Annotated in this window: 26 protein-coding genes; 13 read left to right on the top strand and 13 right to left on the bottom strand. The window is 45.3% G+C overall.

Features of this window, described 5'->3' with window-relative positions; all coding sequences use genetic code 11:
- Positions 1 to 246: 246 nt before the first annotated feature.
- Positions 247 to 894 carry a hypothetical protein gene (locus D3D03_RS04365; protein WP_026833006.1) on the bottom strand — a complete coding sequence of 216 codons (648 nt, stop codon included), beginning with the start codon at positions 892 to 894 and terminating at the stop codon, positions 247 to 249.
- Positions 895 to 1046: 152 nt separating this feature from the next.
- On the opposite strand from D3D03_RS04365, the gene D3D03_RS04360 reads away from it, so the two are divergent.
- The 6 genes from D3D03_RS04360 to D3D03_RS04335 all read left to right on the top strand — a co-directional run bounded on the left by D3D03_RS04360 (position 1047) and on the right by D3D03_RS04335 (position 8400).
- Positions 1047 to 1340, top strand: a complete 294-nt coding sequence (locus tag D3D03_RS04360; RefSeq protein WP_026833007.1) for a hypothetical protein — start codon at positions 1047 to 1049, stop codon at positions 1338 to 1340.
- A 22-nt stretch (positions 1341 to 1362) separates the two neighbouring features.
- Entirely contained in the window at positions 1363 to 2241 is an 879-nt protein-coding gene (locus D3D03_RS04355) for an NAD-dependent epimerase/dehydratase family protein (RefSeq protein WP_026833008.1), read from the top strand.
- A 231-nt stretch (positions 2242 to 2472) separates the two neighbouring features.
- Complete coding sequence (locus D3D03_RS04350; protein ID WP_158583683.1) at positions 2473 to 4743, top strand: putative bifunctional diguanylate cyclase/phosphodiesterase; 2271 nt, start codon at positions 2473 to 2475, stop codon at positions 4741 to 4743.
- 185 nt (positions 4744 to 4928) lie between these two features.
- A complete protein-coding gene (locus D3D03_RS04345) occupies positions 4929 to 6821 on the top strand; it encodes a DUF4084 domain-containing protein (RefSeq protein WP_119922899.1) in 1893 nt (630 codons plus the stop codon).
- A gap of 454 nt (positions 6822 to 7275) precedes the next feature.
- Entirely contained in the window at positions 7276 to 7644 is a 369-nt protein-coding gene (locus tag D3D03_RS04340; RefSeq protein ID WP_119922898.1) for a hypothetical protein, read from the top strand.
- Positions 7645 to 7758: 114 nt separating this feature from the next.
- Positions 7759 to 8400 (top strand): hypothetical protein, encoded by a 642-nt coding sequence (locus D3D03_RS04335; RefSeq protein WP_026833010.1) that lies wholly within the window; start codon positions 7759 to 7761, stop codon positions 8398 to 8400.
- A 45-nt stretch (positions 8401 to 8445) separates the two neighbouring features.
- On the opposite strand, the gene D3D03_RS04330 is transcribed toward D3D03_RS04335, so the two are convergent.
- The 4 genes from D3D03_RS04330 to D3D03_RS04315 form a co-directional block, all read right to left on the bottom strand.
- Positions 8446 to 8880: a DUF4362 domain-containing protein gene (locus D3D03_RS04330; protein ID WP_026833011.1), complete on the bottom strand. Its 435-nt coding sequence runs from the start codon at positions 8878 to 8880 to the stop codon at positions 8446 to 8448.
- Positions 8881 to 8893: 13 nt separating this feature from the next.
- Positions 8894 to 10186, bottom strand: a complete 1293-nt coding sequence (locus tag D3D03_RS04325; RefSeq protein ID WP_119922897.1) for a globin-coupled sensor protein — start codon at positions 10184 to 10186, stop codon at positions 8894 to 8896.
- Between the two features lie 172 nt (positions 10187 to 10358).
- Positions 10359 to 10871, bottom strand: coding sequence for an SRPBCC family protein (locus D3D03_RS04320; RefSeq protein ID WP_119922896.1), 513 nt, complete (start codon positions 10869 to 10871; stop codon positions 10359 to 10361).
- Positions 10861 to 11217: an ArsR/SmtB family transcription factor gene (locus tag D3D03_RS04315; protein WP_119922895.1), complete on the bottom strand. Its 357-nt coding sequence runs from the start codon at positions 11215 to 11217 to the stop codon at positions 10861 to 10863. The genes D3D03_RS04320 and D3D03_RS04315 overlap by 11 nt, the downstream gene beginning before the upstream one ends.
- A 142-nt stretch (positions 11218 to 11359) precedes the next feature.
- Between D3D03_RS04315 and D3D03_RS04310 the strand changes: the two genes are divergently transcribed.
- On the top strand, positions 11360 to 12226 hold the full coding sequence (locus tag D3D03_RS04310) for a LysR family transcriptional regulator (protein WP_119922894.1): 867 nt from the start codon (positions 11360 to 11362) through the stop codon (positions 12224 to 12226).
- On the opposite strand, the gene D3D03_RS04305 is transcribed toward D3D03_RS04310, so the two are convergent.
- Positions 12208 to 12834 carry a hypothetical protein gene (locus tag D3D03_RS04305; RefSeq protein WP_119922893.1) on the bottom strand — a complete coding sequence of 209 codons (627 nt, stop codon included), beginning with the start codon at positions 12832 to 12834 and terminating at the stop codon, positions 12208 to 12210. The genes D3D03_RS04310 and D3D03_RS04305 overlap by 19 nt on opposite strands.
- A 120-nt stretch (positions 12835 to 12954) precedes the next feature.
- Here D3D03_RS04305 and D3D03_RS04300 point away from each other — a divergent pair, with 120 nt between their 5' ends.
- Positions 12955 to 13722 (top strand): SDR family NAD(P)-dependent oxidoreductase, encoded by a 768-nt coding sequence (locus tag D3D03_RS04300; protein ID WP_119922892.1) that lies wholly within the window; start codon positions 12955 to 12957, stop codon positions 13720 to 13722.
- A gap of 84 nt (positions 13723 to 13806) precedes the next feature.
- The gene (locus D3D03_RS04295; RefSeq protein WP_119922891.1) at positions 13807 to 14619 is read left to right on the top strand and encodes an SDR family NAD(P)-dependent oxidoreductase; all 813 of its coding nucleotides are present in this window, start codon (positions 13807 to 13809) and stop codon (positions 14617 to 14619) included.
- 71 nt (positions 14620 to 14690) lie between these two features.
- Here D3D03_RS04295 and D3D03_RS04290 read toward each other — a convergent pair whose 3' ends face one another.
- The 3 genes from D3D03_RS04290 to D3D03_RS04280 are packed head-to-tail and all read right to left on the bottom strand — an operon-like array spanning position 14691 to position 17805.
- On the bottom strand, positions 14691 to 15809 hold the full coding sequence (locus tag D3D03_RS04290) for an ABC transporter permease subunit (protein WP_119922890.1): 1119 nt from the start codon (positions 15807 to 15809) through the stop codon (positions 14691 to 14693).
- On the bottom strand, positions 15806 to 16927 hold the full coding sequence (locus tag D3D03_RS04285) for a hypothetical protein (protein ID WP_119922889.1): 1122 nt from the start codon (positions 16925 to 16927) through the stop codon (positions 15806 to 15808). The genes D3D03_RS04290 and D3D03_RS04285 overlap by 4 nt, the downstream gene beginning before the upstream one ends.
- Positions 16924 to 17805 carry an ABC transporter ATP-binding protein gene (locus tag D3D03_RS04280; protein ID WP_026833021.1) on the bottom strand — a complete coding sequence of 294 codons (882 nt, stop codon included), beginning with the start codon at positions 17803 to 17805 and terminating at the stop codon, positions 16924 to 16926. The genes D3D03_RS04285 and D3D03_RS04280 overlap by 4 nt, the downstream gene beginning before the upstream one ends.
- A gap of 103 nt (positions 17806 to 17908) precedes the next feature.
- On the opposite strand from D3D03_RS04280, the gene D3D03_RS04275 reads away from it, so the two are divergent.
- Positions 17909 to 18196 (top strand): hypothetical protein, encoded by a 288-nt coding sequence (locus tag D3D03_RS04275; RefSeq protein WP_119922888.1) that lies wholly within the window; start codon positions 17909 to 17911, stop codon positions 18194 to 18196.
- 30 nt (positions 18197 to 18226) lie between these two features.
- Here D3D03_RS04275 and D3D03_RS04270 read toward each other — a convergent pair whose 3' ends face one another.
- Positions 18227 to 19216, bottom strand: coding sequence for a hypothetical protein (locus tag D3D03_RS04270; RefSeq protein ID WP_119922887.1), 990 nt, complete (start codon positions 19214 to 19216; stop codon positions 18227 to 18229).
- A gap of 24 nt (positions 19217 to 19240) precedes the next feature.
- Positions 19241 to 20227 carry a hypothetical protein gene (locus D3D03_RS04265; RefSeq protein ID WP_119922886.1) on the bottom strand — a complete coding sequence of 329 codons (987 nt, stop codon included), beginning with the start codon at positions 20225 to 20227 and terminating at the stop codon, positions 19241 to 19243.
- Positions 20228 to 20501: 274 nt separating this feature from the next.
- On the opposite strand from D3D03_RS04265, the gene D3D03_RS04260 reads away from it, so the two are divergent.
- Complete coding sequence (locus D3D03_RS04260; protein ID WP_119922885.1) at positions 20502 to 20849, top strand: membrane lipoprotein lipid attachment site-containing protein; 348 nt, start codon at positions 20502 to 20504, stop codon at positions 20847 to 20849.
- A gap of 121 nt (positions 20850 to 20970) precedes the next feature.
- Positions 20971 to 21483, top strand: a complete 513-nt coding sequence (locus D3D03_RS04255) for a GNAT family N-acetyltransferase (RefSeq protein WP_119922884.1) — start codon at positions 20971 to 20973, stop codon at positions 21481 to 21483.
- Between the two features lie 119 nt (positions 21484 to 21602).
- Here the strand turns inward: D3D03_RS04255 and D3D03_RS04250 are convergent, their stop codons facing one another.
- The gene (locus D3D03_RS04250) at positions 21603 to 22865 is read right to left on the bottom strand and encodes a polysaccharide deacetylase family protein (protein WP_233550635.1); all 1263 of its coding nucleotides are present in this window, start codon (positions 22863 to 22865) and stop codon (positions 21603 to 21605) included.
- A 189-nt stretch (positions 22866 to 23054) separates the two neighbouring features.
- Here D3D03_RS04250 and D3D03_RS04245 point away from each other — a divergent pair, with 189 nt between their 5' ends.
- Positions 23055 to 24470 (top strand): NAD-dependent succinate-semialdehyde dehydrogenase, encoded by a 1416-nt coding sequence (locus D3D03_RS04245; RefSeq protein ID WP_028106327.1) that lies wholly within the window; start codon positions 23055 to 23057, stop codon positions 24468 to 24470.
- Between the two features lie 242 nt (positions 24471 to 24712).
- Here the strand turns inward: D3D03_RS04245 and D3D03_RS04240 are convergent, their stop codons facing one another.
- Entirely contained in the window at positions 24713 to 25315 is a 603-nt protein-coding gene (locus tag D3D03_RS04240) for a TetR/AcrR family transcriptional regulator (protein ID WP_119922882.1), read from the bottom strand.
- Positions 25316 to 25381: the final 66 nt, after the last annotated feature.

Genomic DNA, 25381 nt, shown 5'->3' with positions numbered 1-25381 from the left:
GTCTTATGACTTCTGCCCGCAAAACAGACGGCACAAAAAAGACAGACGGTTCCCAGGCTGACACCGATAATCATGGCGGAGTCAAAGAAATTTTGAAGTCCGAGTCCGCCTGCAATGAATGCGGAAAACAGCATCAAAAACATGACAGTATAATTTTTTCGCACGTTACGTTCACCTCCGTGTCCAGTAGTATACGATTGAAGTTGCTTCCTTTCCCTTACTTACTTCATTATGTCTTTGTTTGATTCAAAAACTTTTGTTGAGATCGACTTCCCCTTCCCTCACAACACCTTGGTCATCTACATATTCCGTTTTCAGATTCCCGTGTTGGAGAATTTTCTTTGTCTGTAAAACAGTTGCTAATCGTGCCAGATTCTCTTCTTCATTCGGGACACGATTCCGGTTTAGAGTAAAAGTAATGAACGGCAATACTTGAGCGTCCCGGTAAGCCATTGGATTCGACGGTTGGATTTTCAGCTTCCGTACATCCTCTTCCTCATAGATCACCCTATACTCCGTTCCTTTGCCAAAAACTTTTTCCACAAGTGGACGCATATCATCCATCAATTCCTTCGACCACTTTTCTGTCAAAAAGGTATCGGCGACTTCATTCGTCGTTTGATCGACATAGACCAGAAATTCTGTGTCCGTCTTCGCATCATATAGTTGAACCGCATAATCAAACGTAAAATAGTTGCTCATATTGTCATATAGGACACCAAGTACTTTCGCGTCTTTGAAGTGTTCCGCAATATACGGTGTTGTTTCACGTAACACGCGGTCTTCTCCCTCTTCTTCCGGCTCCATCGATTGAACGAACAAAAAGATGACCAATCCCGTCATCACCACCATCACACCACTGACGATCAACAGCTTCTTAACGAATCCACTCATCTTATTCTCCCTTCTACCTTTCCCTAATACTACCACTTTTATCGTTAAATTGACTAAAATCATCCATTTTACCTTTCTAATCGTTCTTGACATCTCTACAATAAGAGTAGTCCGGTTCGAATGATCAAACTTGGCGAAAGTGTGGTGAAGACATGCGACGAAAAATCGGCATCATTCTGATTAGTCTGCTGACCTTATTGGTATTAAGTGGTTGCTCAAATGAACACTATGTCGTTGTCGACGTCACAGGTAATCAATTGTCCTTGGCTCCTGACAAACAGAAACCTGAGGAGCAGTACGCCTTGACCGAAGTCACGATTGACGATCAGACGAAGATTGACGGTCAGACCAACCCATTATCCGCCTTAAAACCGGGGGACATCATCCGGTTCGAATACCGGAAGGACAAAAAACCGCTCGTCGCAACGATCGAACGGGTCAACTGATAGAGGAAAGAAGGTCGATGATTTGAAACTGACAGGAACACGCATTTTGGTGACCGGCGTCACCGGGACGCTCGGCGCACGTGTCGCAAGACGACTGGTGCCGGAAGCACTTGAAGTCCGCGGCTTGATCCGGAATCCCGATCAATTTGCTGCTATGAAGCAACTGGATTTCACACCGGTCCTCGGTGACCTTACCAATCGAGCGTCGCTTCGACAAGCGATGGAGAAGATTGACTGGGTGATCCATTGTGCCGCCTATCTTGGAGAGGACCCGGTCCTCGCGCATCAAGCCAACGTGGTTGGCGTCGAGCACTTGGCCGCTGTGGCACATGAAACGGGGGCACGCATCGTCCATATCTCGACGACATCCGTCTACGGAGAACCGGCGGACGGTCAGTTGACCGAGTCGTCGCCGCTCGCCGTTGACCATCCGGCACCGTACATCGAGACGAAAATCCGCTCGGAACGCATTTTGAACGAGTATGCCGCGCACGGACTCGACGTCCGCATTTTACGGTCCGGTGCCATCTGTGCCGAGCACGATTCCTACTGGGGCGACCGCCAAGTCAAACGGATGCAGGAGGCGGAGATCGTGACTTGGGTCCATCCGGACGATGTCGTGAACTGGATTCATGCCGATAATCTGGCCGAAATGGTGTACCTCGTCCTCACACGCGGGCAAGCCGGTGACGTCTTCCATGCGGTCGACGCCAACATTCCGGAAACCGACTTTCGCATGCGTCTGATTGCAGCGTCGGGCAAGCCGTACCGCATCCCGAACCGGATCGCGGAGCATCCGACCTATTCGAACGATAACATCGTTGCCCTCGGTTACCTGCCGGTTCGTTCGTTTGAAGAAACGATGGCCAGGTTGGTCTATATGTTTCAATCTCCTGTATGAAACAAGCTCACGTCTGCTTCATTTAAATGGTTCCTTTCATTCCTGCAGTACCTATTAAAAAGACATGATCTTTGTGATCAGTGTCTTTTTTTGTTTTTGATGCCCCACTTTTATATCTCTAAAAATGATTCTTCAGATTTATTTGAATTACAATATCGAAATAATCCCTCAAAAAGCCGATATACTATTGAACTGCAGGTGTCTTATCAACAGCTTAAAGGAGGTTTTAATTTGAGAAACTTGAAATTCATATCTTTTTTAAGTCTTATTTTTATTTTTTTATCATTCGGATTTCACTTATTGATATTTGAAGGACCGTCCTGGAAGCGCGTGTTAAATTTAAATAGTATTCAATTAACGGTTGGATTGTTAAGTACTTATTGGCTGTTTAAGACATTCCGACGTGCAGCAAAGAAGGACCAACCCTTTTGGCTATTTCTCTCCGGAGGAACATTTTTTTCAGCGTTCGGGACATTCATTTGGATAGTGATTATGTTACGTTCTCACACCGTTCAAACGCCCGTTTTTTCGTCAGTACTTTGGATTTGTGCTTACTTTCTTTATTTCAGTGCTTTGATCTTTAAATTACGTAAGGATAGTACCATTTTAGCAAATACGACGTATTTCTTTAACATGGCCATCTACATGGTGGCGGCGAGTTCAATTAGTTATTTTTACTTACTTCATCCGCTTTACCATCTGCAAAAAGAGTCTTTTTGGTTAAATACCATCACTATATTGTTTCAATTTGCTGATTTAGGCATTTTATTTTTCATTGTGACTGTCGGTTATCTAATACCATTTGATCGCAAAAACCATACCTTGATTTTTCTCGTTATTGGATTATTTCTACAGGTAGCGGGAGATGTGATTTTTGCCCAACTCACCATCGAGAATACCTATGAAGCCGGTAAACTGGTGGATTTTATGTGGACACTTGCTTTATTGTTCATCGGATTTACAGGCCTTCACTATGCACCCACCCAATCACAGCATACTTTAAAAGTTAAAAGACCTTTTTTCAAACGAGAATTTTTACTTCCTTATACAATTATTCTTCTTTTATCTTTTTTAATGATTAAATCGTATGAATGGCATCTAAATGCTTTGAGTATCGGATGGTTTACCATTTTTACACTCATCTTGATTCGACAAACCCTCGTTTTAATAAAAAATAAGCGCCTGTTGACGGAACTTGAGGATGTCGCATATCGGGATCGTTTAACTGGTATTGGTAACCAGGCGGATTTTATCCGGTCGACCCCTGAACTTAAGCAATATCCCGACGCATCGATTGCAGTTGTAGTGGTTCATTTGGATCGATTTAAACAATTCATGGATGCCTTTGGTTATCATGTGGGAAATCAAATCATCCAAGTCATGAATAGTAGATTATCCGTCATCCTTCCGAAAGGGGTCCGTGTATTTCGGACGAGCGAAAATGAATTCACCGTACTACTTCCTTACGAAAAAGTAGAAACGCTTCATGAACGATGTAACGAGATGATTGCTTTTTTACGGACCACTATGAAAATTGAATACCATGAGATTAGCTTGGTCCCCCGAATTGGAATCAGTTTATTTCCTGTTCACAGTGACGATTTAGAAGAGCTTCAAAGATTAGCAAGCGAAGCCTTGTATCATTCACAAAATAGAACGCATCATCTGTATACTTTTTATGATGCTTCGTTCACTTCACGGCTGGCACAGCATTTAGAAATGGAGACCCATTTGCGAAATGCACTACAATCAAATCAATTTGAAGTGTATTACCAACCGAAAGTTCATTTGTCGACCGAAAACATTGTGGGTATGGAAGCATTGATACGATGGAAACATCCGGATTTCGGATTCATCTCACCCGCTGAATTCATCCCAATCGCAGAAGAGTCCGGATTGATCAATGAAATCGGTGAATGGGTGTTGCGTACGGCTTGTATGTATAATAAAAAACTCCAAACGTCAGGCTTCACGCCACTTCTGCTATCAGTAAATGTTTCATCACTTCAATTTCAGAATCCTCTTTTCAGTGAGAAAGTGGAAACGATTTTAAAGGAAACAGGTCTGGATGCTCAATGGTTGGAATTAGAAATCACCGAAAGTATTGTTCAGGATATCGAGGAAAGTATTTCCATCCTCCAAGACCTTGCTCGATTGGGTGTCGAAACGTCGATTGATGACTTCGGTACAGGATATTCTTCACTCAACGTATTGGAGCAGTTGCCAATCGATACGCTGAAAATTGATAAATCTTTTGTCGATCGACTAGAGGGGGATTCCTCTTCTCCAATCGTCAAAACCATTATTGAGCTAGGTATGAATTTAAAATTATCGATTGTCGCGGAAGGGATTGAAACCTTGCAACAGAAAAAAATCTTGGAACAATACGGCTGTCCGATCGGACAAGGGTACTTCTTCTCACCGCCCGTAGAAGCAAAAGCATTCATGGCTTTGCTTCCCGTTCAAGAAACAATGGTTTTAACGGAAATCAGTCATCACTGAGGGCACCAAAAACAGACGATCACAATGATTCGTCTGTTTCTTGTTTATAAGACGCAGAAAGCGAGATAGTTAAAAGTTTTCTTATGTAAACGAATTTTCATTCCCCTAAATCGCAATTACCTGCTAGAACCATGAGGTAAGAATGTATAATGAATAAATCACAAAAAAAGGAGTATAGATGATATATGCTTAAATCATTACGATGGCCTTTATCCATTACGTTTTTTTATCTCTTTCTCTATTATATATGGATTTTAGCTTGGAATGATGACTCCTATATTCAAGCATTCGGTGGAAATCTATTTTCTATTTTCGGAATTTTCATCGCCTTCGTTTGGCTTGCGTCCACGGTCAAAAAATCGAAAGGTACAGATAAAACATTTTGGATGCTCCTCGCAATTGCAACATGCTGTTACCTGATTGCAGAGATTATCTGGTTCATTACCGAGAGCATCTTTTCAAAGGCAATACCTTCTCCCGGTCTGACGGATGTTTTTTATCTGTTACAGGTTGTTTTTATTTTAAGTGCCCTGCTGTACAAAGTCTTTCATCAAACAAAAAAACAAGAGCGCGTTCCATTCCTATTTGATGTTTTAATTGTTTTAGTAGTCTCCTCGACGTTTTCTTGGCACTTTTTAATTGCGCCCATTTTGGATTCACAAGATATCACCATGAATGAGCTGATCGTTTCGTTGGCGTATCCAGTTGGTGATTTAGGAATGCTTTTGGCAACCGCGTTTCTTTTTTTTAGTGCGACTAAACAAAACCAAAACACTTCTACACTACTTGTATTTACAGCTTTATTTATACAAGCTGTCGCTGATTCTGTTTATCTCTATCTAGTATCGATTGGTGCCTATTTTTCAGGTAGCTTCATTGACCCCTTATTTATTGTCGTCATGATGTTACTCGGTTTGTCAGGATTACTACATTCTTCTTCGAAAACTCCGGTAGAGTCTGAACTACTGATCTCCCGAATGAATATTTTTCAACTGTTGACTCCATATGGTGGTGTCTTGGTTCTATTTCTTTTCATGGGCTTACACTCGAATGGAATGGATTCCGTCACCATCGGATCAGGTCTATCTATTGTATTGGTCATTGTTAGACAAGTACTCATGATTTTAGAAAATCAGCGTCTGGTCAAACAGTATTACCGTAAAACGAAAGAGTTGGAAATAAGTGAAGAACGCTATAAATCGTTATTTGAATATCATCCAGATCCTGTCTATTCCACTGATCTTATGGGTCGGTTCGAAAGTGCCAATAAAGCTTGTAGTGCATTACTTGGTGTAACCAATGAAAAACTAATCGGTAAAAACAGTTTGTCATACGTCGATCCTCTTGATCGCGATCGTGTCACTTCTGAACTTAAACAAGTGTTTGTAGGCCATCCAAGGAGTTATGAAACAATCGTTAACAGTCATCATGAAAGTAAAGTCTATATGCATATCACAAACATTCCGATTATTGTTCGCAATAAGTTAGTCGGCATCTTTGGAATTGGCAAAGACATTACTATTAATAAACTTAATGAACAAAAAGTTAATTACTTAGCTTACCATGATGCCTTGACAGGACTTAACAACAGGATAGCTTTTGAGGAAAAAATCCATGAATTGATTAATACTCAAACAAATATCAATGCGAATCAAAACATTTCATTATTTTTCATGGATTTAAATCAATTTAAACATGTGAACGATTCTTTAGGACATGACGTAGGTGATCAACTTCTTACAGCTGTTGCTCAGCGTTTGTTTACTATTTCTGAAGCTTTTACGATGATCGCAAGACAAGGTGGAGATGAATTTACTTTAATTGCGGAAAATATCGAATCGGATTCAAAATTGCAGGAGTTAGCACGAATGCTAGTAACTCGTCTTCAAGATCCTTACAACATTCAAGGGCATACCATTCATTGTCCTCCAAGTCTTGGCGTATCATCCTTTCCAATGGACTCAAAATCATTTCGAGAATTGATGAAACATGCAGATATTGCGATGTATGCTTCTAAGAAAAAAAGTTTAAAAGGAGCTTATACTTTGTATTCCTCACTCCATGAGTTAGAAAAATAAGTGATCCACTTGAACTACCTCCACCTACGCTTCGCTAAGAGGTGGAGGATTCCTGAGTTATTCAACCTAGCGGTCAAAAATTTATCAGGCTAACCCCGTCGTCCCGACGGTTGAACGTTGATCTTGTCCGTTTCTTTTATATGGATGCCTACTCTGCTTGGTTTTCGCTACTTCGGTCATCCTCAAAGTGAACGTTGAAGATTTTACGTGACAGACGAACTTCCTGTCACAACCCTATATCTTCAGTTTTCAAAGAACATGACTCTTTTTTTATTCCTGATTTTAATTGTTTCAAAGCAAGAGTGTCGGACAATTGACATGTAGCAAGACACGCCTTCCCCGAAGACGATTCATCTCCTACTTGTACTAGGTCTTCGCCCTGAACGTTCAGAAGTGGGAGTACTCTCTTCTAATTTTGATAAAAACAAATCAGATTTGAAAGCGAGGTTTTGGTATGAAGAAACGTGCCACGTTATTACTCTTAAGCAGTTTATGTTTGAGCGCAGGTTGTGCTACTGAAACCACGACGTCTACAACGGACTCGATTGCAGCCGAAGCCCGTCAAGATACAACAGCCGACTTGATTCGGGCAGACGACCGGGTGTATCAGCTCGACGGAACGGACGCGACCATCAAAAAAGAGAACGTGACCTCCTTTTCGACGGTCAAAAAACAGGTGACTGCCAAACAACCGTTGACGGACCTAGCAGCCACGGACTGGGAAGCTGGCACGACGTTATATCGGGACGAAGAAGCGACGGGCGTTGTCTATGTTTTTAAGGAAACGACCGCTTATCGCTATACGGCGATTCCGGAAGGTTGACCTATTTTCAAAAAGACGTGTCCGAACCTTACGATTTTGTTAGTTCACTCCGTTACGTCGAGATGGTACACTAGCGACATTATGTTCCAACCATCCACTAAGGGAGACTTCTTGATGAGACAGACCACGCATACATCCACTTCCACCTCGACAACGAATCAAAAGATCATTCAATTGATCCAAGGCCTTCATCAGTTACATACGACACCCATGAAAGCGGCCCATTATCAAAAGCTGGCAACCTATTTACCCTATCCTTCTTTAGAGGAAATTGAACAACGGTTTGGATCCTGGACGAAACTACTGGAACAAGCCGGTATCGTTAAACCGATTGATTTATCAAACCGCGATCGTTTGACGCTGAACCGCTCCAAATCATCTCCGTCCCGAAAACGTTGGACAGTCGAAGAAAGCATCGCTTTTTACGTCGAGACGTGTGGCTCCCGTGTGACCATCCGGTCCTATTCCGAACTGCGGACCGCCCATCCACAGATGATGAGTGCGAACACGATCATCCGCCACTACGGCACCTGGAAACAGGCATTGGCGCACTTTCAATTGTCCTCAAACGGCTTTTACTCGGACGAGGACTGTTTAAATGCCTTGCGCCAAGCATATGAGAAAATCGGACCGGCGATAACGAGTCAGGATTATGTCCGCTTCGCCCGTAAGCAGCAACTGCCCTCGTTGACGTTGCTGATTGAACGATTCACGAGCTGGCGCGAAGCATTACGGATCCTGGAAGAATCGCGTTAAAAAAAACGGTTGATCCTCAAGCAAATGGAGGATCAACCGTTTTTTTCATTGTTCTGATTCTGCAACATCTGATACGAGGATTTCATGGTCCTCCCCTTCTTCGCAGTCGGTCAAGAAGAAGACGGACCGTTCATTTTCCGTCCGCTTCTCGAGATTTTGACAGATTTCCTTGTTCCGGTCGTCCGTTTGCGAACCGTATGCGTCGCGTGACGAATCGAGCGAGTACGTGAATCGTTTGCCGTCATAGCTGACGTCCTCGAGGATTGCATCCCCTTCCGTCGTATAATTCGTAATCCGGATCGTGTCCTTCTCTTTTTCGTCGACGTGCTTCAGGAACGTCGCAAATCGATCCATGTGGTGTTGCTCCGGTGTCGTGACGATGTCTCCGTTTTTGACAGCTTCCTCCATGGAATAACTTTTTCCGCATCCGCCTAACGTCAACAAACAAAAACCAATTACGGCAAGCCCACGCCTATTCATTCCTTTTCCTCCTTTAGAGTGTCGTCGCAACGGTTTGTAAATCATCTGCCGTTTCGGCAATCGACTGGGCAATCCGTCGCATCCCTTCAATCGTTCCCGCGACTTGGTCCGTGTCTTGCGATAAGCTGACGATTTGTTTTGAAACATCAACAGTTTGACGGGAGATTGTCGTAAAGGCATGGACAACACGTGTCAGTTCCTCCGTCGTTTGCACGACCGATTGTTCTGTTCCGTTCATCCGCTGTGAGACTTGCCCCATTTTGGACGTGATTTCCTGCGCGATGCTGGATGCCTCGGAGGCGGAACGTTTACTCTCTTCGGCAAGCTTGCGGATTTCCTGTGCAACGACAGTAAAACCACGCCCCATCTCTCCCGCCCGGGCTGCCTCAATCGAAGCATTCAGACTCAGTAAATTCGTCTGATCGGAAATGGCCGTGACCATTCCGGCAATTCGTTCGATTTCTTGCGATAAAAAAGCAAGTTGCGTCATCTGTTCCGTCGTCTGTGTCATCTCAGCGACGACGTGCTCAAACCGTTTTGTTTCCGATTCGACCAAATCGACGCCATCCTCTGCTTCTTTTGCGGCTTGGCTTAATTGCGTCGCAATCGTTCCCGTTGTCAGCGAAACCTGTTGGGCATGCCGTTCCATCTCCTGAAAACTCGCCGACGACTGTTCACTCATCGCCGCCAATTCTTCCGTCGATTTTTGGACGGCTTGACCGATCCGGACTTTTGCATCCGTAACCATCTGCCGCTCGTCCTCGATCGTATCTTCATACATCGCCAGGACGATTTGTTGTTCGAGATTAAACAGCTTTCCGACCGACCGGACAATCCGGACTTGTTCCGACTGGGGCAACGTGCTTGCCTCAACTTGTTGACTGAAGACGTTCAACACCTTTTGAAACGAAGCAATGTACCATTTATTATGTAAGCCGATCCGGACATGACGATCGGCGATCCGTTTTCGGACCGCTACATATTCCGGCGTCACTTGTCCGTCAAACATCTGCAAGATGTGCTTGGCAAGTGTTCCTTTTAAACGCTCCAGTGTCGAGTGACGTTCGATCAGCTGTTTCAGTTCCGGCACCCGGACCAGTTCTGCATAAAAGGCGTCGACCATTTGTGGCATCCAGTCGGCGACATCGTGACGAATCAAACGGACAATTTGTAAATCTTCGACCGTCAGATCAATCAATTGAAGTTGTTCGGTCAATCCAGTCCCAGCTTCTAATCGGACGAAATCACGTTCTTGAACGATCCGTTCTGAGAACGTCATCTCCTGTTGCTTTGACCACCATTTCATCTCGTTGCACTCCTTTTCAGTCATCTCTTGTTGTATAACGGTTTCTTCGAACGAAAAATAAAGCGTTTTCACTCTAAAAAACCCATAATTATGATAACTTGTCAGAAAATACATTTCCCGTATCCTTGATAGCAAAAAACGATCCGTTGTCGACGGATCGTTTAATAATGCCTCACATGGTTCGTTGTACCAGCCAGTCGTCGAGGCGGTGGAGTTGTGACGTAAATCCTTCTTTCATCCCCATCTCAAGGACTTGTTTGACCGCTTCCTCCGTCTTAAAGTCAGACCGGAACACCACCCGGGTCCGATTGCCGACGGTTTCGAACGTCGTTTCGTTTTCACTGCCCGGTAGTTCCTCCGAAATCATCCCTGACGCGTCCGAGAAATAGTCGGCGTGGGCGTAACGATGCGGCGCGTCGATCTGCCGGAAAATCGCTTTGCCCCACGACTCCATTCCATAAAAATCGCCTTGTGCGGGATCCTTGCAACGCATGCAGTAATGCCAGATACCGCCTTCAACAAAGTCGAATGTCGTAATTTCCGTCTCCCAACCCTCGGGTCCCCACCAGGCTTCGAGTTGTTCTTTTTGCGTAAACGCGGCGAACACCATCTCGCGCGGTGCGGCAAATGTCCATTCCATCTGTAAGACGGAACCATTTACCGTCGTTTTTAATTTATCCTCCATTTTTATTCACTCCTTCTGAATCGACTGATTTCTGCTGCTGTTCCAAGTACGCTTCAAGCCGGACCATCCGACTGACCATCTGCTGTTCAAACGATTGACTCCACGCAGTGATGCCTTGAAATACTTCCGTCCGTAAATGATAGATTCGGCGGTTCGCGACCGGCTCCATCCGGACAATGTCCGCTTCGAGCAAAACCTTTAAGTGTTTCGAAGTCTGCGGTTGATTCAACTGCAGTTGCACCGCAATCTCACCGACCGGTAACGGACCCGTCTTCAACAGTTCAACGATCTTCAATCGATTGGCATCGGATAAAGCAAATAACGTTCGTGCAAGCCCATCTGACATGATTTCCACCTCTTCTGTATCTATATACCCTTTAAGGAATATTCCAAACAAGGAATATATAAAATTGAGCGGAAAAGTTGTCTTTTCGAGCTGACGTACAGTATCGTCAAGGCAGAACAACATGTAGAGAGAGTGAAGTCTGATGAAAACCGAATGGCTTGAAGCCTTTCATGTCACGGCGGAAACATCCAGTCTGACGAAAGCGAGCGAGTTGCTGCACATGACGCAACCTGCGCTCAGTAAACAAATCAAAAATCTTGAACAAGCCGTCGGAACTGCCCTGTTCAACCGGACGACGAGTGGCGTCTCCCTGACCCCGGCAGGAGACATCGTGTTTAAAGAAGGACAGCGGATCATCGAACAGCTCGACGATATGCAACGGCAAATTGATCAATTGCAGGGTCAGACGTCGTTTACCCTCGGTTCCTGGCCGAGTGTCGCCATGTCTTACCTGCCGCAACACTTTGCCAACCATCCATCGGTGGACGGTCCGGAACTCAAGATCAAGACGGCCCATACGTACATCGAGCTGATGGCCGGGCTGGAGCAGCATCAGTACGATGCCGTGTTGCTCGACGACCGGCAGATTGACCATCCGTATCCGTCGACGCACCTGTATACGGAACCGTTTTTACTGTACTTCCACGAAGCCGACGAGCGGTTTGAAGGCTGTGTCGACGTCCGCTTTGATCAGATTGAAGCTTCATCGTTTCTGTCGTTGCCGATCGACTGTGACTCGACGAACATCTTAAAGGCGGCTTTCGCTGTGCGCAACGCGACCTATACCATCGCGTCAGAAATGGAATTTGGCTCGAGCGTCCTCGGCTTCATCCGGGCGAAACTCGGGATTGCGATTTTACCGGCCATCTTCCAGGATGGTCTTCCTCCGGAAATCCGGACCCTGCCGATCACCGGCTTCGACGTGACACGCGAATTGTCGCTCGTGACGCGGGATGCGGAACACCATCAGACGTTACTCCGCCTGATTGGTCATCCCCGTAACCGTTGATCCAGTTGGATCCGAAGTATGTCGATATCGGCACGGTCGAGTACCTCCTCGTTGATTTCACCGTATCGGACAACATGATACAGCATCGGATCAATCGTCAACTCAATCCGGACATGCCAATCCTTGAGGGTTTCTTCCGGGCGGCGCTTTAAGACGTCAGGCAATTGCCGGTCAAACGACAACATCAAGTGACGGACTTCGGATACGGAGTCCGTTTGTTTTGCTTGCGGACGCCAGATAGATGGAACCGGGACCGTTCGCAAAACCTGCGAATCCCCTTCCTCCGTTGAATCAAGCGTCTGTTTACGCCGGCGGTATCTGGATAACCGGCGAAAAACAAAAACGGATAATCCGGCTGCGACCAGTGCTCCGACCGGTACCAGTATATCGGGCAAGAACAAGGAGGTCCCTTTGATCATCGGACCGCTCGGAAAATATTTAACTTTAATCGTCTGCGCCTTCAGTCCTTTACGCGGTTCGATCTGATAGTTGAATTCATAATCCGCCGGTTTATAAATGTACGTCGTGTAGACATAACGTTCAAAAGCGACCAGCGATGCGGCCAGTACCAAAACAGAAAAAAGCATGAGTCCGAGCTTCCGTTTCATATCACCCCTCCTTTTTTACCAAATAATAACATAATATATCTTCGTTCATCAGCATTTTTCTTTCTTTTCAGTCAATTTCAGCGTACAGTGAAACTACACTGTCAGATGGGATGTGATCGTATGTATTTACCTTCTTTTCGACTGGATCAAAAAACCGTTCTCGTAACCGGTGCCGGACGCGGAATCGGTCGTGCTCTCGCCATCGGGATGGCGGAAGCCGGAGCGGATGTCCTGCTTGTTGCCCGGACTGAATCCGACCTGCAAGAAACAGCGAAACAAATCGAACAGCTCGGACAACGCGCCTTTGTTTTGACGTGTGACGTGACGGACCGGACGCAGGTCCAAGCGACGGTCGACCGTGCCTATACATATGTCGACCGGATCGATGTGCTCGTCAACAACGCCGGGATGAATATCCGCTCGAAGGCACTGGATGTCACGGAAGATGAGTGGGAAACGATTCAACAAACGAACTTAAAATCGGCCTTCCTGTTTTCGCAGGAAATCGGCCGTCGGATGCAGGACACAGGTGGCAGTATCCTCAACATCGCTTCGGTCGCAGGGCATGTCGCGCTGCGGACCGGTGTTGTCTACGCGACGACAAAAGCAGCTTTGATTCAGATGACAAAAGTCCTCGCGCTTGAATGGGGTCCGAAAAACATCCGTGTCAATGCGATTGGTCCGTGGTATTTCAAAACGCCGCTGACGGAACCGTTACTCGCTGATCCCTCTTATTTGCAGGACATCGTTGACGTGACACCGCTCGGACGGGTCGGTGAATTGACGGAACTCGTCGGACCGGCTGTCTTTCTCGCGTCGGATGCCGGAACATACGTCACCGGACAAACGTTATTCGTGGACGGTGGGATGACGATTAAAGGCTTTTAAGGCGAGACGAAAAGGACTTCCGATCTTGATCGAAAGTCCCTTTTTCTGTCGTTCCCTATTTTTAAAGTGAGGTGGGAAATGTGTATGTCTTCATTGAAAAGTAAAATTGCTGTTGTCACAGGTGCTTCACGGGGTGCCGGTCGCGGCATTGCTTATGAACTCGGACGAGCCGGAGCAACCGTCTACGTCACCGGACGCAGTACACAGGAAAGCTCCACCGACGATCGTCCGGAAACAATTGAACAGACGGCCGCCGGTGTCACGGCTCGCGGTGGTCACGGAATTGCGGTCCGCTGTGACCATACGGATCCGGATGATGTTGCCCGATTGTTTCAACAGATTCACGATCAGCACGGTCGGATTGATTTGCTCGTCAACAGTGTGTTCGGTGGTTCGGAAGCTTCGCTTCCTCCCGGACAGGGCAAACGGTTTTGGGAACGTCCGCCGGAACACTGGGACGCGATGATGGTCGCCGGACCAAAAGCCTATTTGCTGACGACACGGGCGGCTGTTCCGTTGCTTGAACAAAGTCCGGCTGCATTGATCGTTAATTTGACGTCGTTCAGTCCGAATCAACCTGCCGGCAACTTGTATTACGATTTGGCGATGCAGTCGATCAACCGGATGACGTGTGTCATGGGACAGGAACTTCGAACGGCACGAATCGCAGCCGTCGCCCTTTGCCCCGGTTTCATGCGGACGGAACGAGTCGTGGACGCAGGATTCGGCAACCAGGCAACCGAGACCACCGCTTACGTCGGACGAGCTGTCGTCGCTCTGGCACAGGATCCGGATATCCTGCAACGGACCGGTCAAGCCTTATTCGTCTCGGAACTCGCCCGTGACTACGGCTTCTCGGATCAAGACGGTTCGCAGCCGGCTTCATTTGGATTATAAGTAAACTTTTTATCGATTTACACAAGAAGGTTCGGCTTGGTCTCGCGACAGCCGAACCTTCTTGTATTTCATTATGCCATTCTCCGGCCAATTACCCGGTACATCAGTTTGATTAGAATGAGTGTCGTGATAAGTGTGACAACGAGGACGGCAATCGGCAACAAGACCGGATAACCGAAGACATTGACTGTCACATACTCCCGGAACAAAACATAAACACTTAGTGCCTGTCCCTGTGTGAACTTCACCAAAGTCCACATGAACGCCGGTGTGTTTGTATTAAACAGAATCGTTTCAATCAGGAAAGGTCCACCGACAATGAGTCCACCGAGGAATACAGCAACCACCGTCTGTTTAATCAACATCGACAGGAACAACAGGACGATGACAAGCGAAACGGCAATCACCCACTGATACAAGATGGAAATCCCGTACAGTTCAGCGAACGTCAACGGGTACGGTGACTGGCCGTAAGCCGCTTGGATCGGAATATTCCAACCGGAATGCCCGCGGAAGAAACACAGCAGTTGAACCAGATTGTAGATTAGAATCGTCCCCGTTACCAGTGCGACGGATACCATCAGCTTGGCTGTCAACAATTGTTTTCTCCCATGCCGTGAGGAATAAAGATACGCCGCAACACCGGTCTGATATTCACTGGAAAAACTGACTGCTGTTCCGAGAATCAAGACCACTGCCAACAACGCATATCCACCGGTTCCTGAAAACGTCAGCAATTGATCAAACGTTTGATAGTTTCCGACCGGACGATAATCAATCGCTTCGGTCAAATCAGCTTGTAATGAGAGTTGCCGTTTTTCATATACAGTTGATGCCTCCTCTCCTTCCTGACGGAGCAAAGAGACATCTTTAGATTGCTTGTCATAAGCCGATGCAGCCTCGAGCACGTTATGATAGGAAGCATTTTGTTTCTTTTCCACTATCGTCGGATTACTTTTTTTGAAATAGGCTTCACTCCCGGCTTCCGCACGCGCAATCATTTCTGAAGTCAGTTCTCCTTCAAAACCTGTATTGACGCGATCCGCCCACGGCCATCCCATGCGTTGAACGGAAAAATACAATCCGGCAATCAGGATGACAAGTAACAATAACCATAAAAAACGTTGCTGCAACAACTTGTAAAACTCAAAGCGGACAAGTTCCCGCAACGTACTGTCTGATTTTTTCATACGACTTGCCTCTTTCGACTAGTTTGATAAAGAACCTTCAATACAATCAGGGTCACGATCACCTGTACAAGCAGAATGGCTGCCGGCAGTAACAGCGGAATTCCGAGATTGATGGTCTGATACGTCTTAAACACTTCTCCGGTCAACAAGGCCCGGCTCGGGAAAAATAAAATCCCTTGCTCAAAAACTTTTGTTTCCGGAAAAAAGATGCCCGAAATCACAAATTGGTAAAGAAGCGGGACACCCATTAAAATGCTCGACCAGAGAATCGCATGAATCGCCGTTTTGACGAAAAATGAGATTGCGAGCACCCAAATGCCAAGCACGATTAATACAAATGTCTGATAACCAAACGATACCAACCAGTATTGTCCGATGGAGAACGGATACGGTGAATTAGTCAAACCATCCATCACTTGCATCGGAGCGGACCAATCAATCGTTCCAAAACGATACCAGGCAAGACACAAAATCCCGAGATGTACTACTAGACTGATGCCCGTCAGGAATATCGATCCGGCAAGCAGTTTTGCCGTCAGTAACTTCGTTCGACCGTTCACAGCGGGCAGTTGATATTGATCGACGCCCGAAACCCGTTCTTTGGAATAGATGAAAGCAATCAGCAACAGCAAAGGGAACAGCAGGATAGCAACGCCGGCTTGAGTCGTGAACGTTACTGCTTTTTCTGCCGGGATGTGGTACTGGATCGTGTCCAGATTGATTTGTTCCAACAGACTGGTATGTAAGCCACGATCCCGTTCGTCAAAGCCCGATTTGGCCAATCCGTTCGTTAAAGTTTCCAGCCCCTGTGCTTTAAAAGTTTGGGCTTCTTCAATGTTAAACAAGTGGGCGAATGCTTTATTTTCGAATGAAACAACGGAATCAGGTTGTCCACTTAAATCATAGTTTTCATCATTGATTTTATTTGCGCGGTCATGTATTTTCTTAAATGTTTCTGCCGTCGCCGGACCTTCCCAGACCGCATATTTTGCGCGGACATTTGCTTCCTCTTCCGAAAAGACCGAAGACATCAAGTACAGCAATAAGGCGGCGATGAACAGCATGGCAGGAATCGATGTGCAAAGTTTATACAATTCAAAGCGAATCAATCGGCTCATGCACTTTTACTCCGTTCGTCCAAGTGATACAAGTATAAATCTTCCAGTTGCGGCTCATCTTGGACCGCCTTCGGATGCGGCATTTGGCTTGAAATGATTCGGACCCGGTTTTTACCTTGTCGCGTTTGTTGGATTGATCCGATTTGATACGTGTCTTGTAACTCGAGCAATTCCTGATCCGTCACATCAACGGTCCAGATTTCAGTCGCAATTTCATCCAACAGCTCATACGGATTAGCTTGTTTGATGATGCGTCCCTGCTTCATTAAAATGATTTCACGCGCTATCGATCCGACATCAGAGACGATATGGGTCGACAGCAAAACAATCCGCTTCCGGGCAATCGACGCAATCAGATTCCGGAAATGAATCCGTTCCTTTGGATCAAGGCCAGCTGTCGGCTCATCAATGATCAAGAGTTCCGGATCATTCAGCAACAATTGGGCAATCCCGATTCTCCGCTTCATACCACCGGAAAAGCTTTTCAACTTCTTATTGGCGTGTTCTGTCATGTTGACCGCTTCGAGGGCGGACATGACGCTTGTTTGGACATCTTGTTTTGGCACCCCTTTGACGGTCGCGAGATAACTTAAAAATTTAGCGGCGGTAAAGTTGCTGTAGATTGGCGTGTCTTGCGGAAGATAGCCGATTTTTTCGCGGTACGCGTCAGCAAGTGGCGACATTTCTTGTCCGTCAACAAGAATTTTACCCGTTGATGGTTTAAGCAATCCTGCTAAAATCTTCATCAACGTTGACTTACCAGCCCCGTTCTCTCCGAACAACGCATAGACGCCTGGTTCTAACGTGATATTGGCATCCATCAATGCCTTTTTCCCATTCAGATATGTTTTTGAGGTGTTCTGAATCTCAATCTTCATCCCATTTGACTCCTTACGTTCATGATTTAATCTAGCATCTTACACATTATACAAAATTTGTATCTTTCAGTGTAATGAATTTCAAATAAATGTTTTTGCTATAATGGGTATTCTTTGGATTCAAGAAAGTATCGAATCGCATAATGTGTCCGGTCGTTTAGCGAAAATCTTACTGGGCCACTATAATTCGCCGACCATCCTCGTGCCGAAAGAGGATCCGCGGCTGGCTGCCTTGCTTTGGCTCTCGGGCTACATGAATCTGCATTTCGTTGAACGGACGAAACATTTGTTGAAGGAAGCCGGGCAACATCCGGAACAGTATAATCCGCTGCAGCTTCATTTGCATACATACCGTCTTCGGGGCGAGCGACTGTCTGGTCTGCTAATCTAAAAAAAGAAACAAGTCGCAGGACTTGTTTCTTCACAACACACGAAACGGACTGACACTATCGGATTTTTTCAGGCGGTATTCCGCAATCGGCTTAAAGTGACTGTTCAGCGTCTTAACCCGGAATTCAGCTGTTTTGGTGATTTCTTCGAGGACATGATACGTTTTCGTTTTAGCATCATATGCATAGTCGACTAAATCATCTTTACTGTCATATAAGACACGGACTTGTTTCGTCTTATGGTTGATTTCATACATCCGGTCCTGATTGAATATCAGTTCGGTTTCTTTTGTAAGGGTTTGTGTTTTCTCGACTCCGCCCTTTACGTACTGGTTCGTCGTCATTGTTTTTACGTTGCGCTGTTTTTTGACGTCATACGACAAGACTGTCAACTTTTCCTCATGTTCCGGACGGATGCCGTAAATCTTGAGTTGAGAACCCACCTGGCGCATGTGATAGGCGAAAAGCATCGATGTGATGGTCTCATGGTGCAACGTTGCAAATGATTTGGTATCAAAGGTATGCAGTTTGATTGAATAGTTGTATCCTTTCATATGATCGGCCAACACGTACGCTTTATTATCGATAAGAATCAGATGCCGTCCATATCCGGTGAATTTTTTTGTCTTCCCCACTTTCTTAAAATCAAGAGTATATTTCGTCAGCGAGGAATGATCCATATCTTCCAGGCTCATGACATAATAGGCGTCTTTGTACTTCCTGATTTGACCCGGTGCAGGCGCGAGCCGTTTGACCGTCTGTTTACTGTTCTTCAAATCAACGACACGATCCGTCTCCGAACCATACATCACTCCGTCGTTTATGTATTGAGCGTTGCCAAACGCATAGCGCACTGTTTCAATCTTTTTGTTGCCGATATAGGTCTCAAAAGTAGTGATCGGTTTCTGATAGCTTGTTGAAACGACTTGATAGGTATCGCTTTGTGCTGATACCTGATGATTTAATCCAAATGAAAAACTGACAATCGTTGCTGCCATCAGCCGCTTATAAGCTTTTTGCATAAGTTACACCCCTTCTTGAATTTTTCATAATACCTGAAACGGCATCATACGGGCAGTTGATTGAAACTTATAATCGGCAACCGGTTTGAAGTTGCTGTTCAGCGTCTTGACACGGAAATTACTTGTTTCGAAATTCCCTTCGAGGACGTGATAGGTTTTTGTTTTGCTGTCGTACGCATAGTCAATCAGTGCCTGTTTACTGCTGTACAGAACCCGGATCTGTTTCGTCTTTTGATCGACTTCGAGCATTGAATACATATTGAACACCAAATCCTTTGTCGACGATAACGCTTTTGTCTCGTTGACCCACATGACGGGTTGCTTGGATGACAAAACGATTCTCCCTTGTTGTTTTTTCAAGTCATAAGACGCAATCGACAACTCTTCTCCTGATTCTGTTTTATTGCCATAAATTTTCAACTCATTACCAGCATGGCGGAAATGAAACGCAAAAACCATCGGCTTGATTTTCTCAAGATGGAGAGACGTAAAATGTTCAGTATCAAACGTATGTACTTCAACCGAATTCGTTTCCGTTTTCATGTTATTCGCCAGAACATACAATTTATCTCCGGTTACGATCATGTCCCGCCCGTGACCGACAAATCTTTTCGTCTGGCCGATTTTTTTAAAATCAGACGTATATTTTGTGAGCGAAAATTCATTGATCTTCGACATGGACAATGCGTAATAGACATTTTTATACTTCGTGATCCGCAGTGGCGAGTCGGCAACTTTTTGGAGTGTCGTCTTGCTGTTTTTCAGGTTAATGACACGGTCACCGTAGGAGCTGTACATTAATCCGTCATGCAGACGGTCGACACTGCCTAATGTATAACGTACCGTCTCGATTCGTTTGCTGCCGATGAACGTCTCAATTTGAGTCAACGGTTGACTGTAACTTGTCGACGCGATCTGGTAGCTGTCTTGTTGTGCCGAGACATCTTGACTAAAACCGATTGAAGAACTGACAATCGTTGCTGCCATCAGCAGCTTGTAGCCTGTGTGCATGTTTTCCATTCCTCTCCACACGAACCGTATTAAGGTTCCATCAACAGTCCCGTATTTCAGACTTGCTATGTTCCCTTCATACAAATAATACCCATTTAATGGCACACGGTGAGCTGTGAATCATCAAATGGGTCAATCTGTTTTTTGAAATTCATTTCGGTGGGATAGCCCCAAGTTACGATGAGGCGTTTACTCCTTACATTATTTCCATATTAAAGGGTGATTTATTTATCGTATGTTATAATTATACAAATAATGATTTTGGGGAGTTCATATGAAAAGAATACTCGTCATTTTATTCAGTGGAATTTTATTTGTCTTGGCTGGGTGTAGTCAATCTGATACAGAGAGCACTGGTAGTTATGCGATGATTGTAGTGGTGAATAACAAAGAATATAACGGAACAGAAGCTCAATTGGATACATCCAAGCAACTTGGAGAAGAAATCAACAAAATAATCAAGAAAACTAAAGCCAATGAGATGCCTCAAGGGAATAATCAATCGAATTACTTTCCGGTCGGATCGAAAATCTATTCCGTTAAGGGAACGGAAGATTATATCATCGTAAAAGACAAAGAAAATAAAAAGTGGCTTTTAGAAAAAGTGATGAATAGAGAATAGAAAATTTCTCTTTCATTACTTTTTTCAGTTGTAGTAATTATGGCTCCGCACTATCAGAATGTTCGCTACTTTAACGACTAAGTTCGATGAGCAATCTAAAAAACCGATTGGGGAAATCCGTATGATATTAAATGTTGATGTACATATTCGAGCGATGACCTCTCATGATTTTTATTTAATGGTGAAGTGGTTAAATAATCAGAAGGTACTAGAATTCTATGAAGAACCACCTTCCAAATTAGATGAAGTAATAAATAAATATGTTCCTAGAATTAAAGGTGAGCATTATGTTACACCTTGTATTGTAGAGTACAAAAGCGAACCCATAGGTTATATGCAGTACTATAAAATTCAAGAAATTGATTTGGAAAAATATGATCTTCCAAAAAATCAAAATATTTATGGTATAGATCAATTTATTGGAGAACCCCAATTATGGGGCAAAGGTATAGGCTCCATGATGATTCAAATGATGCTGGAGTATCTTTGGAATGACAAAGATGCTTTAAAGGTCGTATTAGACGTTAAGAAAAATAATAAAAGAGCAATTTCAAGTTATAAGAAATGCGGTTTTACGCAAAATAAAGAGTTAAATCATGACTCACTTTTAATGGAATGGACAAAAGAAACATGAATATACTTAATAACCTTCTTCAATGAATATTTGGAAACAATTTAAAAAGGCACGAACGCTTATCTAACAGCGTTTCGTGCCTTTTCCTGTGAACCTATTGCAATCAAATGCAACAGAGCCTATTTTTTAAGAACCGGCCGCATCGGATCAAAAACGGTTTTCGCATCAAAGAACGGATCCAAAACGTTGGTCTTCCCGGCAATCGCTTGGCGGAGACGGATCCCGTCGACATTGATCCGCGCCTGTCGGTAATAGTCTTTCCCCGCCTGCTTCCAGGCATGCTGCGAGGCGTCGACGTTATAAAAATAGCGGAATCCTTTTTGCGTCAAATACCGGTACTTGTCGCCGCTGTACCCATGCCAGTCCTGAATATCACTGCCGTACGGATATATCAACTGACGGGTCGACCCGATCAGTGGCATGACGTCGCGGTTGTAACGGTCCGTATCCGCTTGAATGGTCGCCAGACTGACTTTCCCGACTGAGATATGACCGTATGTGTGACTCGCAAACTGCCAACCGTCTTTTTTGAGCGCGGTTGCCGTTGCTTTCGCATCAAGCCGTGCCCGTTCGACTTTGGCTGACTTGCCGTACTGGGCATACGATGACCGGTAACCGAGGACACCGTTGTATCCGGTGATGCCGAGCACTCCTTTGGCGCCGCGATATGAAAAATCGGGATGTTGCGCAACAAACTGATCGACGACCGGAACGAGATCGTAGGCCCCATCTGCTTTACCGGCCATCGTGTTTGTGATCTGTCCGTTGTGTTCTCGTAACGTCGTCGCAAATCCGTCCCCGGTCATGTATTCATAGTAATTGACGTCATCCTGCGACAGGACGAGCGGATGCTTGCCCTTCGGAAACGCGAGTGCCGTCTCTGTCATCCGTCCGTCTTTCCACATTGCAAGATCCGTCGGTCGGACAAGGACGTAGTTCCGCTTATACAGTCCACTCAGAATCCGTTTAAATTCGCCGAGCGTCACCATGTAATCGTCATAGCCCTGCTCTTTCCGGTCTCCGTCAAAGGCATGCTTCGGCTCTGCAATCAACGAATGGAAAAACAGATGCGGCACGGCAGTTCCGGCTTTGATCGGAACGAGCTTTGCTTGTTTCGTCACGTATTCTGCCCGCTTTTGTTTCGCTTCCGCCGTCTTCAGCCGGTCAACAATCCGGATTGCCCGCCCGTAATCATACTGCGCGGCCATGTCGTCCGCCCGTTTCAGTTCCTGCTCTATGTAGGCCTCATCCGTCGCTTGCCGCTTTTTGGTCTGTTCCGTTCCCGTCTGCTTCGGTTTCACTATCGGTTTGACTGCCGGTTGACCACAACCGCTGACAAGAAAGATTCCGGTAAGACCAAGTCCGATCCATTTGCTGTTCATCGCTATCGCTCTCCTTTTTAGAAATCTGATTTCCCTGCTTAATTATATCCCTACCCGATTATTCAGTCGATTAACTATTTTGTTGGGGCATTCCAGTTCGTTATGTCCCCCATCCAAAGCGGAAGTACACAAACCGGTCCGATGGGTGTTTAATTAGGGACGTAATGAAAACACACGGAGGTGCAACACATGATTGAACAAAACGTAATCAATGGAGTTTGGTATAACACAGAAGAAACGATTCCGGTCTTTAACCCGGCAACAAAAGAATTGCTCGGACACGTCCCGAGCAGCACAGCAGACGATGCAGCGCGCGCCGTCGATGCGGCAAGTACGGCTTTCGTTGACTGGTCACAGCGGACAGCCGATGACCGCGCTGATAAAATCGATGCCTGGTACCGGTTGATTCAAGAACACCGCGATGAACTGGCGGATATCATGACACGCGAACAAGGAAAACCGTTCGTCGAAGCACGCGGCGAAATCGACTACGGTAATCAGTATGTCCGGTGGTATGCAGAAGAAGCACGCCGGATTTACGGGGAAACGATCCCGGCATCTGTTCCCGGAAAACGGCTCTTCGTCGAAAAAGAACCGGTTGGTGTCGTCGCTGCGATCACACCGTGGAATTTCCCGGCAGCGATGATCACACGGAAACTTGCTCCGGCCCTCGCTGCCGGCTGTACCGTCGTGCTGAAACCATCGGAAGAAACACCCTATACGGCACTTCGCCTCGTCGAACTGGCGATCGAAGCGGGTATTCCGGCTGGTGCCATCAACGTCTTGACGGGTGACGCGGCAACGATCAGCGGTGTCTGGCAAGCCGATTCGCGTGTTCGTAAAATCACCTTTACCGGCTCAACAGCGGTCGGTAAATTGATCATGCGTCAAGCAGCGGATACGATGAAAAAACTGTCACTTGAACTCGGTGGACACGCCCCGTTCATCGTCACGGAAAATGCGGATCTCGATAAAGCCGTTCAAGGCGCCATCCGCTCGAAATTCCGAAACGGCGGACAAGCGTGTGTCGCAACGAACCGCTTTTATGTTCAGGCATCAGTTCTTGATGCCTTCACTGAAAAATTCGTCGCCGAAGTCAACCGTTTGAAAGTCGGCAACGGACTCGACGCGGATTCGACGATTGGACCATTGATCAATGCGAAAGCCGTCGCCAAAGTTAAAGCACACATTGACGACGCCGTCGCAAAAGGCGCAACGATTTTAACGGGCGGAACGATTGATGACTCTGTCGGTTACTTCGTAACACCAACCGTGCTCGGTAATGTCACGGAAGATATGATCTGCATGCAGGAAGAAACGTTTGGTCCACTCGCTCCGATCTCCGTCTTCGAAACGCTCGACGAGGTCATCGAACGCGCGAACAACACACCATATGGTCTTGCGGCATATGCGTTCTCGGAAAAAATCGACGAAGCGCTTCAACTCGGTAAAAAACTCGAGTACGGCATCGTCGGCTTGAACGACGGTGCACCATCGGCTGCCCAAGCACCATTCGGCGGTTATAAAGAAAGTGGACTCGGTCGTGAAGGCGGCGTCTACGGTATCGAGGATTACCTCGAAGTCAAATACTTGTCACTCGGTTAATCGCAAGATGGGGCTGACTCATAAGTCGCTCCAAAACTAATAAAATGGCCGATGGTTCCTTCTTTCCACGGAATCATCGGCCATTTCTATTCAAATTTTTCTTATTCGTAATAGTTTAGTACGTAAATAAGGTACGCATGAAAAATTCTCGTTCTTTGTACAATGTGTATTTTGCAATAGATTTGTTGTTTTTAAGCAATGTTAACGAAGAAATATTTTCAATACTATTAGTGACTTCATCCTTATTCATAATCGATTTCAAGCATTGATTTCGGACCTTCAATCAACAAATCAATGATGCATTCGGCCATGTAACTTGGCGTATAGATCATATCGCTTTGAAGCCACCAAACAATGACTCCAAGAATGGAAGAAGATAAATAGCTAATCAAAATCCCTTTCGGAGTTTCTTTTTTCTGAACTACATTCAATTTGTCATATTCAATCATAAATTTTTCAAAAAAGAAACTCGTTAATTCTTTATTAAAATTAGGCGTATCTCGGTTAGATAACATAATTTTAAAAAAGAAATGTTCTTCTTGAATATACTCAAATACCCAAATCAACATTTTACGAAGTTCACCCACATTTAATTTATTTTCACTAAAGTGAAAAGAAGGTTGTATGATCTCCGAGAGTTTATTCAAATTGAACTCGATCAATTGATCCATCAAATCATATTTATCTTTGTAGTGTAAATAGAACGTTCCTCTTCCAATCATCGCCTTGTCTGCAATGTTTTGGACTGTCATCGATGTAAATCCTTTTTCATCGATCAACTCTAAAAAAGCATTACGAATGAGTAACTGTGTTTTTTGAACGCGAAGGTCTGTCTTTTTAACCACTTAAATCCCCTCTTTCATATCAACATTGAAAACAATTCACCTTACTTAGAATTGAACAGTTTCGTT

This window comes from Exiguobacterium sp. RIT452, from assembly GCF_003598705.1.
Taxonomy (GTDB): domain Bacteria; phylum Bacillota; class Bacilli; order Exiguobacteriales; family Exiguobacteriaceae; genus Exiguobacterium_A; species Exiguobacterium_A undae.
The sequence above is the reverse complement of the archived record's forward strand: the minus strand, read 5'-3'. Positions and strand labels throughout refer to the sequence as shown.